Raw genomic sequence first — 15,632 nt, 5'->3', positions numbered from 1 at the left:
ACAGGAAACGTCATGTTAAGCACCGAGGATATACAGGCCATTTGGCTGACCATCAAGCTGGCCAGCGTGGTCACCCTGCTATTGCTCATCATTGGTACCCCCGTCGCATGGTGGCTGGCACGCAGCCGCACCTGGTGGAAAGCCCCCGTGGCCGCAGTGGTTGCCTTACCTTTGGTATTGCCACCCTCTGTGCTGGGGTTTTACCTGTTGCTGGCCATGGGGCCGCAAGGCCCGTTGGGCAAGCTGACACAGGCCGCCGGTCTTGGCAGTTTACCCTTTACTTTCTGGGGACTGGTGCTAGCGTCGGTGATTTATTCGTTGCCATTTATGGTGCAACCTTTGCTAACCGCATTTGAATCTGTCGGCGAACGGCCTCTGGAGGTGGCGGCGACCTTGCGTGCTTCGCCACTGGATACGTTTTTTAGCGTGGTGCTGCCGATGGCCTGGCCGGGATTTCTGACGGCAGCCATGCTCACATTTGCCCACACCGTCGGTGAATTTGGGGTGGTACTGATGATAGGGGGCAATGTGCCGGGTCAAACCCGCGTTGCCTCGGTGCAGATTTATGACCATGTGGAAGCGCTGGAATACAGTGAGGCACATACTCTAGCCGCTGTCATGCTGCTGTTTTCGTTTGTGGTGTTGCTGGCGCTGTATGTGTGGCGTGCGCAAGCGAACAGGGGGCACAGTCATGGATGAGATACAGGCACGTTTTAATCTGGCATGGCCGGGCTTTACATTGCATGTCGACCTGACACTGCCAGGGCGCGGCATTACAGCTTTGTTTGGCGCTTCTGGTTCAGGCAAAACCACGCTGTTGCGCTGCATAGCCGGGCTGGAGCGTCCCCGTCAGGGTTATCTGCGCTTTCAGGGTGAGTTATGGCAGGATGGCCAGTATTACCTGCCTACACATCGCCGTCCTATTGGTTATGTGTTTCAGGAAGCCAGTCTGTTTCCGCATCTGACGGTCATGGACAACCTGCGTTTTGGTCTTAAACGCAATGCACAGGCACGGCCAGCAGATCTGGAGGCGGCCATTACCTTGCTGGAATTGACTCAGTTGTTGGGCAGAAACCCGGCACATTTGTCCGGCGGGGAGCGACAACGGGTAGCCATGGCAAGGGCGCTGGCGGTGCGTCCGCGTCTGCTATTGATGGACGAGCCGCTTGCAGCACTTGATTACGCGCGCAAACAGGAAATTCTGCCCTATCTGGAGCGCCTGCATGACCATCTGGATATTCCACTGCTATATGTCAGCCATGCCCCTGATGAAGTGGCGAGACTCGCCGATCATATTGTCATGCTGCAAGCGGGCAAAGTGCTGGCACAAGGGCCACTACTTGAGACGCTGGCGCAACTGGATACACCGATCCGCCTGGGAGAAGATTTTGGTGTAGTACTACAAGCACAGGTCATTGAGCACGACCAGCAATGGCACCTGATGCGGCTGGCGTTTGACGGTGGCAGTGTGTGGACGCGGCAACATGATTTGCCGCTAGGTCGAAAGGTGCGGGTGCATATATTGGCCCGCGATGTCAGTGTGGCGACCCAGCCACAAACCGGTAGCAGCATCCAGAACCAGTTGCAGGGCGTGGTGGATGCCATGGCGGCAGACAGCCATCCCGGAGTCATGCTGGTGCGTGTCAAAGTCGGCGCGTCAGCACTGATTGCCAGGCTTACCAAACGCTCCGCTGAGATATTGGGCATGACTGTCGGCCAGCTTGTCTGGCTACAGGTGAAATCAGTGGCGCTGATGGAGTAAATCCGTCATTACTTTCCCCAGATGAAATGAAATTAAACATCCAATCAAAAAAGCAAACCGGTTAAACAAAATGAACGCACATTAAAACTCTGTGTCATTCAACCATCCACTAACTATAAAAGAGAACAGGATGAGTATTTTTCTTCGACCTCAGAAAATTTGCGAATCATGCGGGCAAGTATGGTATCCCGCAGATGAAATTGAATCGGTTAATTGCCCCAACTGTGGCAGTGCCAACATTCGTAACGAAAAATGGAGCCTATACGTTACCTTCCTCTTCTATAGTGCGGGGCTGGTGACCTTAGTCTGGATGCTCGCGCATTGGAAAGAGGTGGAGTTGCCACTGGTGATTGAGCCTGCTGTCGAGCTGGCAGAGACTTTAACACCATCTGAACAGCAGGTGCAGTTACCTTCAATCGAGGAGGAGCTGGATATCAGTGCAGAGCCTACCCTGGTCACCCCTCCGCAAAAAAGTGAAACCAAAGAGCCTTCAACGGTCCTTTCTACCGAAGACGAGAGTCTGCCGCCACCTGTGCAAAGTACCGAGACCACGCTTGAGCCAGGACGGGATATTGTCACGGTAGAAACCCCTGCTCCCGAACCCGCGATTAACAATGAAACGGTTGCCTTCAGCCTATGGAGTATTTCCGAACTCCGCTTGAGGAGCCTGTATACCAAACTCATGAATGATGGCTCTTTAAGGGCCGAACTCAGGAAAAAAGAATACCTGCAGTATGTGAATAGCCGCAATAAAAAGTGCGGCGAGCTGAATTCACAGTATGCAAAAAACATTAATGCGATGGATAAGGTGACTTTTAAAGAAGGGGACTTGGCTGTACTGGAGTGCCATAGCGCTGAAAATACCAGTGAGCTCAACCGGTTAAAATTAATGGGTTATGATGGATAAAGGGGTTTAGCGCTGTCTTTTGTCCAGACTTTAATCAACGCAATGCCGTCTCGGCTTCATAGACGGCCCGCAATTGTTTGACCAAGCCTGTATTGCGTTTTGCACCTTCCAGTTGACGGAGAACCACAGCTCTAATCTCTGCCGGAAGTGCCAGCTCCAATGCACTTTCATACGCAGCGACCGCAATGCTTTCCCCCCGTTCTGTTTCATTGAGGACGGCCAGGTTATCATTGTTGGTCAGCGCTGTCTTGAGCTCAATCCAGCGTCTGTGTAAGGTGCCGCCGATAGAAGTTGCGTTGACGGGAATGCCACCCAATGAGCGTACCAGACCCTGCAATTCCCGTACGCTATCTCCTACCTCTTGCGAGCGACGCAGGAAAAACTCTTTCAAGCGGGCGTCTTCGACGTTTTCTGCAGAGCTGCGGAAACCTTCTTCGCCGTCTTTAGAGGTTTCAATGAGTTCGTTCAAAATGGCAATCACATCATTGTTATCAACCATGAGTCTCTCCTTTGTGAAGATCAGTGCAGATAGCCAACCGCTTACTTGCGGCGCAAACGAGCTTCTTTCAAGCGATTGTCCGGTGCTGTCTGGACTGTGCTTTTGCGGTCTGCCTGTGTATGGGTCCCAGCTTTTTCATGTTGGTCAACCTTAAGATCTTTCGCAGGTGTCATCGCATTGTCAATGATCTCTTCAATCAAGCCTTTAGGATCGGTTGTCATCGTGGTTCCTTTCAAACGAGTGCTATTGATTGGATAAACCACAATATTAAATATGGATGACAGATAGGGTTATCGGATCATCACTGACCGTCTTGTAAGAATTTTGGAGGGTCGGCCAATGCTGGTCATGACTGATAGGTGGTGGTGAAAACCCGTTGAAGTGCTTCTGGATTGTCCAGGCTGAGAAAATGCCCGGCACCAGTAACCGTTTCCAGTTTGGCCGTGGCTAACCTATGCAATGTCCGTGTTCTTTCCTGATGGCGGGACCAGTCAAATTCGCCATATACCAATGTCACCGGGCAGGTGACTTGAGGGTAAAGGGCGGTGGCTTGTGACCAGCTTTCCCAGTTTTTAAGGATATTCCTACCCAGATATTTATAACCTGGCTGGCGACCTGTTTGCGCAAACAGCTTCATCAACCAGTCGGGTATTTTACGGATATTAGTGACACCTCCGTTCATCACCAGGCTCAGGAAGAAACGATTTTCAAACGCGGCAAAGATCGCACCATGCACAGGAATAGAGTAATTCCACAGCATGAAATTGGCAATCAGGTTGCCGCGCCGGATACCATCGGCATAGCGGGTCTCATAGTCATACGGGTTCACTGCAAATACCTGTTTGATGTGATTGGGCAGGGTGGCCGCGAGGGTGAGAGCAAGGGTGGCGCCTATGGATTCGCCGACCAGGGTGAGATGGCTTAATCCCAGCTGTTGAATCACCTGCGTGATGGCGGCGCGTAAATAAGGCTCGTCATAATTGATGTGTTTGTTGATGGATGACTGGCCATGTCCCGGCAGGTCCACCGCATACACGGTATGGTTCGCCGCATAGAACGGGATCATTTCGCTAAAGTACTCTATTTGCGTGCGTATGGTATGCATCAGTAACAAGGGCGCGCCTTGCCCGGTTTTAATCACACGCACAGTTTCGCCTTCTGCCAGTGTGATGAATGATTCTTCGCCACTGAATTTCAAATCTTGTGCTGCTTTCTGCATTTGTTTCCCCTTTGATCAATATTGAACAGGTTTGGTTGAATGGTGTACGCGTTATCCGGTAAAGCGCTTGAAAATGACAGATGCGTTGACGCCACCGAACCCAAATCCATTGGATAAGGCATAGTCAATTTTCCTTTGTAGCGGCTCCTTGCCCACCAGCGTGAGTCCACTGGCACGTTCATCCGCTTGTTCCAGATTAATGGTAGGCGGGCAGCATTGATCAGTGATTGCTTTAATCGTAAAGATGGCTTCCAGACAGCCAGCAGCGCCCAGTAAATGACCGGTGGAGGATTTGGTGGCGCTGATGGCGGGTATGCCATGTTTCGTGCCGAATACACGCTTGATGGCCGCCAGTTCTCCGGCATCGCCGACGGGCGTTGAAGTGGCGTGCGCATTGATATGGTCGATGTCAACTGGGGCTAAACCAGCCTGGTTGAGTGCGATGGTCATGGCCCGGGCCGCACCGGCGCCGTCTTCCGGGCCAGATGTAATATGGTAGGCGTCCGAGGTTGTACCGTACCCAACCAGTTCGGCAATCGGTGTTGCGCCTCTCGCCATGGCATGCTCATAGGATTCTATGACCAGGATGCCTGCACCTTCACCCATGACAAACCCGTCACGGCGATTATCAAATGGCCGTGACGCACGTTCAGGGGTGTCGGTAAATCCCGTGCTGAGCGCTTTTGCCGCCGCAAAGCCGCCCAGGCTGACTTTGTCTATGCAGGCTTCGGCGCCACCGCAAATCGCAATATCGGCTTCATTGGCCTGAATCATCCTGGCCGCATCGCCAATGGCCTGGACCCCGGCAGCACAAGCGGTGACAGGCGCACCCAACGGACCTTTGAGTTTGTATTTGAGTGCGACCTGGCCAGCTGCGAGGTTGACAAGAAACGAAGGGATCGTGAAAGGAGAGAGCCTGTCCACCCCCTCCAGTTCGCCTTTGCGCACGGCCTGAGCGATGGCAGGAAAGCCACCGATGCCGGAAGCGATAATGGTGGCGGTGCGTTCACTTTCCATCTCCGTGGCTGGATGCCAGCCTGCCTGATTAACGGCTTCTTCGGCCGCAATCAATGCAAACTGGATAAACCTGTCTATCCTGCGCAGCTCTTTGGCATTGATGTGGCTTGCCAGATCCAGCCCCATGATGGGGTCGGTTTCGGCAGGTTTTACCCAGCCGGCAATGCTGACTGGACTGCCTTCCGCCAGGATATCAGGAAGTGTGGAAATGCCTGATTTGCCTTGCAGCAAGTGTTGCCATGCCAGCTCAACGCCGGTACCTAGCGGGCTGACAGCGCCCATGCCTGTAATCACGATTCTTTTCATATGCATATCCTGTTAAACGGTACTGTTCGATTTCACCAGTAATTGCCTGGGGTGCGTATTGATGGGCAGGCACAATAAGCCCGTCATGAGCGCCAGCGCAATGTGGATGGCATACATCTGGTGAAAATCGGCGATCTGCAAGTGAGGTTTTGCGAGTAATAGCACAGTCAGTGCTACGCCTATCACTGTGCCCACCTGACGCACGGCATGGTTGATTGCACTGCCTACCGCATAATCTTTGGCCGGGAGTCCAAAGACCGACGCTGCCGATAATGAGGGAATCACCAGACCGACCGAGAGGCCACTCAATAGCAAGCCTGGTAACCATTCTGTCAGGTAATCAGGGCTGGCATCGGGTACCCACATAAACCAGAGGCCGCTGAGTGCATAGGTGATGCTGCCAGTGATCAGCAATGGCCTATGGCCGATTTTTGAGGCAATCTTGCCAGAGAGGATAGCCGTGGGGACCACGGTTAATGGCCCCGGCATGATGGCAGTGCCGGCCATGCACTGGCTAAAGTGCCAGATAGTCTTCATCCAGAAAAAGAAAGAGAAAAACATGATGGCAAAGGCAATTGCGAACATAAACCCGGCCACATTGGCGAACAGGAAGGTGTTATTTTTAAACAGGCTTAATTCAAATAAAGGCTCCGGGTTGGACTTTGCCCACGGAATATAACTCAATAATAAAACTAAGCCGGCCAGGACGATGCCAGCCAACTCGACAGCAGGCCAGTGCGTAGAATTCAGCTCGACAATGCCAAACGTAATGGCACCAACGCCGGTCATCAGTTGCAATATGCCTACCCAGTCCAGGCGAAGTTTATCCCTTGGCTGGGTCGATTCCTGCAAGATGGTAACGCTTTGCCAGATACACAATAAGCCAATCGGGATATTGATGAAAAAAGCCCATTGCCAGCCGCCGAGTTCAATGATCAGTGAGCCTATGCCAGGGCCTAAGGCCGCCGCCAGGGCACCTACTGCGCCCCAGGCGCCCATGACGATCATGCGCTTATCCCTGGGAAATGCTTGCAGCACGATGGCCAGCGCAGCTGGAGAAAGCAGGCACGCACCTATGGACTGGACGACGCGGGCGACGATCAGCCAACCTACACTGGGGGAGGCGCCGCAGGCGAATGATGCGCTGATAAACAGCAGTACGCCCAGGATGAATATTTTCTTCCTGCCAAACTTATCCGCCACCCCGCCCGCAGGAATCAGCATGGCGGCATACACAATCGAATAGGCATTCATTGCCCAAGATAGGCCTGCGGCAGTCGCCCCTGGGAAACTGCGCAGAATGTTGCTAAAGCCTGCATAAAGAATGGTGTTGTCCAACGACACCATAAAAATCGCAATACAGGCAATCGCAAACACCCGCCAGGGATTTGTGACTGCTTTTTCAGGCTGGCTATAGCTTGCTTCTAGTGATGGCATGTCGGTTTCTGGTCCTGTGTCGTGATTGCAATCCCAACGGAATGTCAGGAATGCAATCTTTAATTTAATACCGATGAGTAAATAAATAATATTGAGCAGCGCTTGCCTTGTCAATCATTTTTTGTAACAATTGGTATATTATTTATATTTAGAGGCTTGAAGCATGACGACGGAAACCAAGAAAGCACGTGGGCGGCCCAGAGTGTTTGACCCCGATGAGGCGCTGGATAAAGCGTTGCAGATTTTCTGGAATAGAGGCTATGAAGGCACGTCGCTGGCTGAGTTGACGGAAACCTTGGGTGTCAATAAACCCAGCCTGTATGCAGCGTTTGGTAACAAAGAAGAGCTGTTTATGAAGGCGTTATCCAAGTACACAACCGGCCCGGTAGCCTTTGTCAGAGACGTGGTCAATGAGCCCACCGCGCGTGCAGTAGCGCAACGTTTCTTATACGAAGCGGCTGAGTTCTTGACACAGCCTTCACACCCTAAAGGCTGCATGGTTGTTCAGGGTGCGTTGTCTGGGGGAGAAAGTGCCGAGATGGTTAAAAAAGTGCTTATTCAATATCGCGCTGCCTATGAAAAACTGCTGACAAAACGGTTTGAACAAGCCAAATCAGACGGAGACTTGCCTAGTGACGCCAGTCCGCAAGCCCTGGCAAAATATCTGGCAACGTTGCATCAGGGAATGTCGGTGCAAGCCACCAGTGGCGCTTCCAAAGAGGAGTTACTGTCAATTGCTGATCTGGCACTTGATGCCTGGCCCAAGGCTTAGGAAGGTCACCAGACTGGCCCTAGCATCATCAATACTCAAGCTCGGCAAAGTCCTAAATAAATAAACCTGCTTAATGCAGGTTTATTTATTGGCATGAACACTACTCTTGTATCGGGCTTCTGTATCTTGCCAGCCAGTGCGCATACGGCGCCGGTAATACCCAGGCTGCGTTTTCCTTATTTAAGGCTTTTGCCGCAAAGTAAGGCCAGTGTGGGTTTTCCAGATGCGCGCGGCCTATCATAGTCAGGTCAAGCTGTTCGTTGCGGATAGCATTGTCTGCCAGCGCAGGGGCGCCAAATCCCCAGGCGGATGAAACCGGGATGCCTGCTTCATTACGCACGCGTTGTGCAATAGGGCCGAGGAACGCTGGTCCCCACGGGATATTGGTTTCTGGAATGGTAAAGCCCACGCTTACGCTCAGCATATCCAGTCCGCGCTGTTTCCAGGCTTTCACCAGTTGAATCGACTCGGCTAAGGTTTCTTCATCTTTGCCATCATATTCAATCACCCCGAAGCGTGCAGTCAATGGCAGGTTTTCCGGCCAGACTTTACGAATGGCCTCCAAGGTTTCTATGGTAAAGCGTGAGCGGTTTTCGAAACTGCCACCGTAACTATCGGTACGGTGGTTGGAGTGCGCAGAGGTAAAGCTTTGCCCGAGGTAGCCATGTGCAAAGTGGATTTCCAGCCATTCAAAGCCTGCCTCCAGTGCGCGCTTGGCGGCGGCAACAAAGTCATTTTTCACACGGTTAATGTCATCTATCGTCATTTCTTTTGGCACGCGCGGCAAGTCACCACCAAACGCAATCGCGGAGGGGGCGATTGGTTGCCAGGCGCGGGGATCGTTTTCTGGAATATGGTCGTCGCCTTCCCAGGGTTTATTGGCGCTGGCTTTGCGACCCGCGTGCGCAATCTGGATACCGGGCACTGCGCCTGCGGCCTTGATGGCGGCGGCAATTTCACGCAGTTTTTCCGCTTGTGCATCATTCCAGATGCCCAGGCATCCTGGGGTAATGCGACCTTCCGGCGCCACACCGGTTGCCTCGACGATCACCAATCCACTGCCACCGCGCGCCAGGCTGGTGTAATGGGCCAGGTGCCAGTCATTCACCACGCCGTCTTCCGCCATGTATTGGCACATGGGTGGGATCGCGATACGGTTGCGTAGCGTCACGCTTTTTAATGCAAAACTAGAAAACAAGTCAGCCATAAACAGTCCTTTGAAAAAATATTGGAGTTTGGTTTTTAAATTCTATTGTTCGAATATAATCGAACAATAGAATTATGGCAAGTACTATGATAAATTCAGGGCATGAGACAAATTAAACATCCGGCCATTGAACAAGTGGAATTGGCAGACATTATGTATGCTCTGTCAGACCCGACACGCTTGGAGATTGTTGCCCGTCTGGCCAAGGCAGGGCGAAAAATGACGTGTGGGGAGTTTGACCTGAATCGCCCCAAATCCAGTATGTCACACCACTTTAAAATTTTGCGTTCTGCTGGCCTGGTCGAGACCCTGATTGAAGGTACCGAACATATGAATGCGCTCAGGGTGGCGGAGATTGAGCAAAAATTTCCTGGCGTATTGCAGGCGATACTTAAATCATTGACTCAAGCCTGATGGCGCCTGCCTGAAGTTAAGAGGCCGTCAAATCCCGCTACCAAGAAGATCCCATGCACACTATGAAAACCTATTTAATGGCCACCCTTGCTGCAGTATTCTGGGGTGCCAATTTCAATCTGGCCAAACCTGTGTTGGCGGAAATGAGCCCGTATATTGCCGGTGCCAGCCGTTATGTGTTGGCTGCCGCCGTGATGGTATTGATCGTGTGGGTCAAAAAAGACGCGATCCCTTTGCGCCATTGGAAAGCCTATTTGACGTTAGGCGTGGTTGGGGTGTTCGGCTTCAACCTGTTTTTCTTTCTGGGCATGGAGACTTCCTCGGCCATTAATGGTGCGCTGATCATGGGGCTGAATCCCTTGCTCACGGCCATTCTTGGCTACCTGATCGTTGGTGACAAACCCACCACCCGACAATTGCTTGCATTCCCGATTGGCATTGCCGGGGTGGCGATTGTGGTGCTGGGGGCTGGCGCACAGCTGACGGTCTCTATCGGGGATGTGTATATTTTAATCGCCAATTTCAATTGGGCACTGTACAACGTGCTTGTGAAAAAAATGATGCCCAAAGAGGTGAGTGGCATCGCAAGTACCGCAGGCATCATGACGATAGGTGCGATAGCACTGTCCGTGGCAGCGGGGCTACATGGTAACAGCCTTGTGTTGCCAACCATGGAGACAGGTGCTGCACTGTTGATGATGTCTTTGGGTGGTGGTGTATTGGCCTACCTGTTCTGGAATGCCAGCATTTCACATCTGGGCCCGTCAAAAGCGGCCATTTTCCTGAACCTGGTACCCGTTACTACGATGATCATCGCTGCTTTTGAACATATTCCTCCCACCCATGCGCAACTGTTTGGGGCGGTACTGGTGATCAGTGCGGTCACCTTCAGCTCGATTTCTTTCCCCGCGCGTGAATGATCAGACATCGCTAAGCTAAAACCCTGCTAAGTTAAAGTTTGTTGACTTCAAGTTGCCTATATTGCTAATGAGAACCATTATCAATATAATCGGAGATCTATTCAACATGTTATCCGTGCAGAAGTTTCTCACTTGCAGATTGATCTCACAAAAAGTAGGTTGTTATCATCATTGGTCTTGCATTATGGTGAGCTAGTCAATCACGTCAATCACCATTTTGGCAGCCGCCATTTTGCGGAAGATGTCGTTCACGATGTCTGTATTCAGCTGATGGAAAACCCGCCAGTGACAGAAATCAGGGCGCCGCTAAGCTATCTCAGAAAAGTCAGTATGCACCGGGCGCTGGATCGTACCCGGCATGAAAAAGTGGGGGCGGATTACCTTGCAAAACTACCGGATGGTGGTGACAGTCATTTTTATGATGGGGCTGCCGCGTTAGAATTTGCACAGAAAATCGCGCAGATCAAACAGATGATTGAGGCTTTGCCCAGAAAGCAAAGGCAGGTATTTTTATTGCATCAACTGCACGAAATTCCACAGCACGAGATTGCCGTGAAAATGGGGATATCCGCCAATATGGTGTCACGGCATTTCAATAAAGCGCTGGCAAGCATCACCATCGCCAGGAAGCAGCTATCGTTTTAGAATAAATAACATAGCTACTTAATTCCACGCCCGACTATTAAACGCTCCCAGACATGAACTCCTCCAGAAAGCCGCCGCATCAGTCATCAGAAGCCGAGCCACAAGTCTCAGATTTGATGCCGTACATCCGGGCAGCAAAAGATCAATTTCCCTCCAAAGAGGAATTGTTCGCCGAGATCAACAGCGACAGGGATCATCGTAAAAAGCTGACCAGGACCGTGCAATACACGGCGGTTTTTGTTTTTTTTGCTGCGAGCATTTGGGCAGTAAACCCTACGATCTCTACTGACATATATACCACCCAGTATGCTGAAAATGCACAATTCTCATTACCCGATGCCAGTCGTGTGCATTTGAACTCAAACACTAGATTGATTTCGAAATTGAGGCTGCGCTCCAGGGAGATGACGCTGGAGAAAGGGGAGGCTTCATTTACCGTGGAACATGAACTCAGGCCATTTACGGTGGCGGTGAATGCTTCTACTGTGCGCGATATCGGGACGGTATTTAATATCTCAACAGGGGATCAATCGTTCACGACCACCGTGTTAGAAGGTGAAGTCGAATTGCACACCGGTGACCAGAAAACGCGCCTAACTTCAGGACAATCGATACAGGTTTCTCTTGCTGAAACCGGCTCTCCTTACCCTGCAGACCTGGACATGGTGACCGCTTGGCATCACGGGAAAATCCTGTTCAACAAAACCCCTTTAAAACAGGCGATTGCCAATATCCAGCGCTATAGAAAAGCAGCCATCGAGCTTGATCCCCGCCTGGAAAATTTGCTGATCACTGGCATTTACGATGTCAGCAAAGTCGAACAATTACTGGATAGCATGGAGTCCATGTTCCCGGTAAAAGTCACCCGCCTGGATAGCGGTGAAATAAAAATTCAAAAAAAATGAGTGCATGACGTGCTAATTTCATTGGCGTCAATCGCCTTAACGGTATAACGGCCACATTGAGGCCGTGCATATGATTAAGGGAAAACATGACAGCACGTCCACACTTACAACCTCATCGTCGCGCCCGGTTGCGACAATTATCCATCGCAGCATTACTTTCAATCAGTATCCACGCCCATGCAGTGAGCGCCAATGTAGATATCGCCGCGCAATCATTGGATCAGGCTATTTTAGCCCTAGGCAAACAGAGCGGCGAGAATATCGCATTTCCGTCAGACCTAGCTAGTAAGTTGAAAGCCCCTGCCATCAAAGGCAATTACAGTGTTGAACAAGCCCTGGACATCTTGTTGAAAGGCAGCGGCTTAACCACACAAAAAACACCGGCCGGTTATTCTGTAGTCAAGGACGTGGAACATAAAACCGAAACGCTGCCTGAAGTGCAAGTGAAGGGAAAAGCCATTCAAGACAAGCCAACTGAATATGCCGGAGGCCAGGTGGCCCGTGGCGGAAAAGTCGGTTTGCTCGGTGACAAGGAGATGATGGATACCCCATTCAGCGCCACCCAGTACACCTCTAAACTCATCGCGGACCAGCAGGCACAAAATCTCGGCGATGTACTGGTCAATGATCCTTCTATCCGCAATACCTATTCACGTGGTTCAGGACGTGATGAATTCAATATCCGTGGATTTACGGTGTTCAATTACGATGCCATGTTCAACGGTTTATACGGCGTTTCACCTCGCGATTCCAGCTCAATGATTGGCATAGAGCGCGTTGAAGTGCTGAGAGGGCCAAATGCTTTGCTGAACGGGATTGCCCCTGGTGGCTCGGTAGGTGGTGCCATTAACCTCGTGCCAAAACGGGCAGGAGATCAACCGCTTAATCGCATGACCTTGTCGTTTATTGACGATAGCCAGCTGGCAGCGCACGCTGATGTGGCAAGACGTTATGGTGGGGATCAGCAGTTTGGTGTGCGTATTAATGCGATTAAGAGTTCTGGCGATACGCCAGTGGATGGCTCTAAAGAAAGGCTGGATGCGATTGCGATTGGTCTCGATTTCCAGGGCGAACGATTTCGCTGGGAAGGCGACCTGAATTATCAAAACCGCCTGACCTATGCGCGCAGTGGTTTATTGTTTGTGGCTTCTGGCGTCCAGATCGGCTCTGCGCCCGATGCTAGCCGTAATTATTTTCCCAGCTGGACTTACTGGGACAGTAATCAGATTTCAGGTGCGACCCGTGCAGAATTTGACCTGACCACTAACTGGACGGTGTATGGGGCTTTAGGCGGTTCTGAATATGATTTCAGCAGCCTGCAGACCAGTTGGCAGTTGCTGAGCCAACAGGGCGACATGCGGACCAGACCTTCGCGCACCAAACAATATGTAAATACCCTGAGTGGGGAGGTTGGTGTCAGAGGCAAATTCGTGACCGGCGCTCTTGATCACGCGCCAGTGTTAAGTGTCAGCAGTTATTTTATGGAAACGGGATCGTTACCTGGCTCCAGCGTATTGAGTTTTTCAAATCTCTACGCTATGCAAGATTTTGGCAAGCCAGGGATTGCACTGGTGGGCAATATTCCCAAAGTGAGCGAGACTAGGCTGCGTAGCATTGCGCTGGCCGATACCATGGCGATGCTGGATAACAAAGTGCAACTCACCCTCGGGCTGCGCCATCAAGAAGTCATTGTGAACAGCTTTGACGCGGCAGGCAACCGCAGGCTTGATCAGCACTATGATGAGTCCAAACTGACCCCGACAGTCGCCGTGCTGGTGCGACCCACCGAGCAACTCTCTTTCTATGCCAACTATATTGAAGCATTAAATCAGGGTCCCATCGCCTCTTCTACAGCAGCCAATGCCGGGCAGGTATTCGCTCCTACGGTCTCCAAGCAACGCGAAGCGGGAGTGAAGTATGATTTTGGCCGTTTTGCTACCACAGTGAGTATGTTTGAAATTGAGCGCCCAAGCGCCATTACTGATCCAAACACTTTAAGGCTGGAGGTGAATGGAAAACAGCGCAATCGCGGGGTTGAGTTTCTGATGCAGGGCGAGGTCGTCGACAATGTCAGAGTATTGGGTGGTTTGGCGTTGACTGATGGAGAATTAGTCAAGACAGCCGCTGGCAGCAATGATGGCAATACTGCACCCGCTGTTCCACGGCAACAATTCAACCTGGCCGCAGAGTGGGACACGCCTATGCTGCCCGGTTTCACACTCACTGCACGGATGTTGCATACCGGTGAACAGTATCTGGATGCGGCGAATACCCAAAAAATCCCGTCATGGAATCGTTATGACATTGGTGCACGTTATGCGTTTACCAGCGGAAAAGTGCCAGTGACGATAAGGGGCACTATCGAAAACTTGTTTGACAAGAACTACTGGCTTTCCGCAGCGCGTGAAGGCTTGTCAGTAGGTGCGCCTAGAACGGTCTTGCTTTCTGTTTCGGCAGACTTTTAAATCACGTGTCGCATGACAGGGAGAGGCTAAATGTTTCTCCCTGTATGCGTTTAGGTCTTAAAGCATCGATGGACTTATACGCCCGGCCAGCATTGTCATGTAGCGGTCATCGCAGCCGCAACCAGCTGTTCAATTTCATTGGTAATGTCAGTCATCACACTCGCCACGACCGCAAACTCTTTGCCAGCGTCACCCGACCGTGCGGCAATCACCTGCGCATTAAACGAGACGATTTTGGCTTCTTTGGCGATTTTCTGGATGCTGCTCATCAGGTTTTCCTGCTTTTTACGCCTGAGCAACTCGCAGCGTTTAGATTCATTTTCGTACGTGACCGTGATCTGGTTGAGGACGGCGACGATTAAACCGGCTTCTTCACCCAGCAACGAGATCATGGCTGCGGGCAGACCTTGATTGCTTTCACAGGTGGTAATGGCTTGTTGGCAATGCTGGATAAATTGCCGTATTTTGGCTTCGTTGTCTTCCGGGCCAAACAAGACTTTTTCCAGCGCCTCAAAATAAACCCCAGGATATTCATGATTGCCTTTGACCAGCAGCGCATGCGTCTGGCTAAACAAGGCCAGCGCTTCTTTAGCCTGGGCCAGCGCTTCTGGGTGGTGCGTACTCATCACCAGGTTGAGCACGATCCGTTGCGACAACATGCGCTGGCGGCCAGACAGGTTGATCAGCGCCACCATGCGATCGCTATTCAGGATGGTCTGCTGGCCGGGTTTTTCTGTCTTTCTCATGGCGTGCATCGCGCTGTCCTCTGAATCACCTGGTTATCCTTGAACCCACACCATGCCATCCCTGACTTCGACTGGGTAAACATGCAGACACACCGTTGCGTCTTCGACGCACACGCCTGTCCGAAGCTGGTAGTGATGCTTGTAAATAGGCGAGGCGACCACAGGCTCGCCGCCCAAATCACCGACCAGGCCGCGGGATAGCACATTGGCCTCGCTATGCGGGTCGTGATTATCCAGCGCGTACAGCTGGTCGTCTTTGAGGCGGAAAATGGCGATCTGCTGGCCTTCAATCAGGGCACAGACCCCCATATTCGGCCAGATATCCTCAAGTGCGCACACTGGGTGCCATGCCAGGGCTGCCGTAGCAGGCGGGGCGATTGTTGCTTGTAACTGATTCATAAAACGGTTTCC

17 protein-coding genes are annotated in these 15,632 nt (G+C 51.6%); 9 read left to right on the top strand and 8 right to left on the bottom strand.

Going from position 1 to position 15,632, the window contains the following annotated elements; all coding sequences use genetic code 11:
• The first annotated feature begins 12 nt into the window (after positions 1-12).
• The 3 genes from modB (at position 13) to ACJ67_RS10445 (ending at position 2,669) form a co-directional block, all read left to right on the top strand.
• A complete protein-coding gene (gene modB, locus ACJ67_RS10455; RefSeq protein WP_049639023.1) occupies positions 13-699 on the top strand; it encodes a molybdate ABC transporter permease subunit in 687 nt (228 codons plus the stop codon).
• Positions 692-1,762 carry a molybdenum ABC transporter ATP-binding protein gene (gene modC / locus ACJ67_RS10450; protein ID WP_049639022.1) on the top strand — a complete coding sequence of 357 codons (1,071 nt, stop codon included), beginning with the start codon at positions 692-694 and terminating at the stop codon, positions 1,760-1,762. The genes modB and modC overlap by 8 nt, the downstream gene beginning before the upstream one ends.
• 295 nt (positions 1,763-2,057) lie before the next feature.
• Complete coding sequence (locus ACJ67_RS10445; RefSeq protein ID WP_156171674.1) at positions 2,058-2,669, top strand: hypothetical protein; 612 nt, start codon at positions 2,058-2,060, stop codon at positions 2,667-2,669.
• 34 nt (positions 2,670-2,703) lie between these two features.
• Here the strand turns inward: ACJ67_RS10445 and ACJ67_RS10440 are convergent, their stop codons facing one another.
• The 5 genes from ACJ67_RS10440 to ACJ67_RS10420 form a co-directional block, all read right to left on the bottom strand.
• A complete protein-coding gene (locus tag ACJ67_RS10440) occupies positions 2,704-3,168 on the bottom strand; it encodes a PA2169 family four-helix-bundle protein (protein ID WP_049639020.1) in 465 nt (154 codons plus the stop codon).
• Positions 3,169-3,209: 41 nt separating this feature from the next.
• Positions 3,210-3,389: a hypothetical protein gene (locus tag ACJ67_RS10435; protein WP_049639019.1), complete on the bottom strand. Its 180-nt coding sequence runs from the start codon at positions 3,387-3,389 to the stop codon at positions 3,210-3,212.
• Positions 3,390-3,514: 125 nt separating this feature from the next.
• Entirely contained in the window at positions 3,515-4,387 is an 873-nt protein-coding gene (locus ACJ67_RS10430; protein WP_049639018.1) for an alpha/beta fold hydrolase, read from the bottom strand.
• A 51-nt stretch (positions 4,388-4,438) separates the two neighbouring features.
• Positions 4,439-5,710 (bottom strand): beta-ketoacyl-ACP synthase II, encoded by a 1,272-nt coding sequence (gene fabF / locus ACJ67_RS10425; protein ID WP_049639017.1) that lies wholly within the window; start codon positions 5,708-5,710, stop codon positions 4,439-4,441.
• A 12-nt stretch (positions 5,711-5,722) separates the two neighbouring features.
• Entirely contained in the window at positions 5,723-7,147 is a 1,425-nt protein-coding gene (locus tag ACJ67_RS10420) for an MFS transporter (protein ID WP_049639884.1), read from the bottom strand.
• Positions 7,148-7,310: 163 nt separating this feature from the next.
• Here ACJ67_RS10420 and ACJ67_RS10415 point away from each other — a divergent pair, with 163 nt between their 5' ends.
• A complete protein-coding gene (locus ACJ67_RS10415) occupies positions 7,311-7,919 on the top strand; it encodes a TetR/AcrR family transcriptional regulator (protein ID WP_049639016.1) in 609 nt (202 codons plus the stop codon).
• A 100-nt stretch (positions 7,920-8,019) separates the two neighbouring features.
• On the opposite strand, the gene ACJ67_RS10410 is transcribed toward ACJ67_RS10415, so the two are convergent.
• Complete coding sequence (locus ACJ67_RS10410; protein ID WP_049639015.1) at positions 8,020-9,126, bottom strand: NADH:flavin oxidoreductase/NADH oxidase; 1,107 nt, start codon at positions 9,124-9,126, stop codon at positions 8,020-8,022.
• 102 nt (positions 9,127-9,228) lie between these two features.
• On the opposite strand from ACJ67_RS10410, the gene ACJ67_RS10405 reads away from it, so the two are divergent.
• The 5 genes from ACJ67_RS10405 to ACJ67_RS10385 all read left to right on the top strand — a co-directional run bounded on the left by ACJ67_RS10405 (position 9,229) and on the right by ACJ67_RS10385 (position 14,475).
• Positions 9,229-9,540 carry a helix-turn-helix transcriptional regulator gene (locus ACJ67_RS10405; protein ID WP_049639014.1) on the top strand — a complete coding sequence of 104 codons (312 nt, stop codon included), beginning with the start codon at positions 9,229-9,231 and terminating at the stop codon, positions 9,538-9,540.
• 53 nt (positions 9,541-9,593) lie between these two features.
• Complete coding sequence (locus tag ACJ67_RS10400) at positions 9,594-10,460, top strand: DMT family transporter (RefSeq protein WP_049639013.1); 867 nt, start codon at positions 9,594-9,596, stop codon at positions 10,458-10,460.
• 159 nt (positions 10,461-10,619) lie between these two features.
• Complete coding sequence (locus tag ACJ67_RS10395) at positions 10,620-11,105, top strand: RNA polymerase sigma factor (RefSeq protein ID WP_231587149.1); 486 nt, start codon at positions 10,620-10,622, stop codon at positions 11,103-11,105.
• A gap of 53 nt (positions 11,106-11,158) precedes the next feature.
• Positions 11,159-12,010 carry a FecR family protein gene (locus tag ACJ67_RS10390; RefSeq protein ID WP_231587148.1) on the top strand — a complete coding sequence of 284 codons (852 nt, stop codon included), beginning with the start codon at positions 11,159-11,161 and terminating at the stop codon, positions 12,008-12,010.
• Positions 12,011-12,096: 86 nt separating this feature from the next.
• Positions 12,097-14,475, top strand: a complete 2,379-nt coding sequence (locus ACJ67_RS10385; RefSeq protein ID WP_049639012.1) for a TonB-dependent receptor — start codon at positions 12,097-12,099, stop codon at positions 14,473-14,475.
• Positions 14,476-14,570: 95 nt separating this feature from the next.
• On the opposite strand, the gene ACJ67_RS10380 is transcribed toward ACJ67_RS10385, so the two are convergent.
• Entirely contained in the window at positions 14,571-15,221 is a 651-nt protein-coding gene (locus ACJ67_RS10380) for a type IV pili methyl-accepting chemotaxis transducer N-terminal domain-containing protein (RefSeq protein ID WP_049639881.1), read from the bottom strand.
• 33 nt (positions 15,222-15,254) lie between these two features.
• A complete protein-coding gene (nirD, locus tag ACJ67_RS10375) occupies positions 15,255-15,620 on the bottom strand; it encodes a nitrite reductase small subunit NirD (protein WP_049639011.1) in 366 nt (121 codons plus the stop codon).
• Positions 15,621-15,632: the final 12 nt, after the last annotated feature.

It is taken from the genome of Methylophilus sp. TWE2, from assembly GCF_001183865.1.
Lineage (GTDB): Bacteria > Pseudomonadota > Gammaproteobacteria > Burkholderiales > Methylophilaceae > Methylophilus.
Note: the sequence above shows the minus strand (reverse complement) of the source record. Positions and strands in the feature narration are given on the sequence as shown.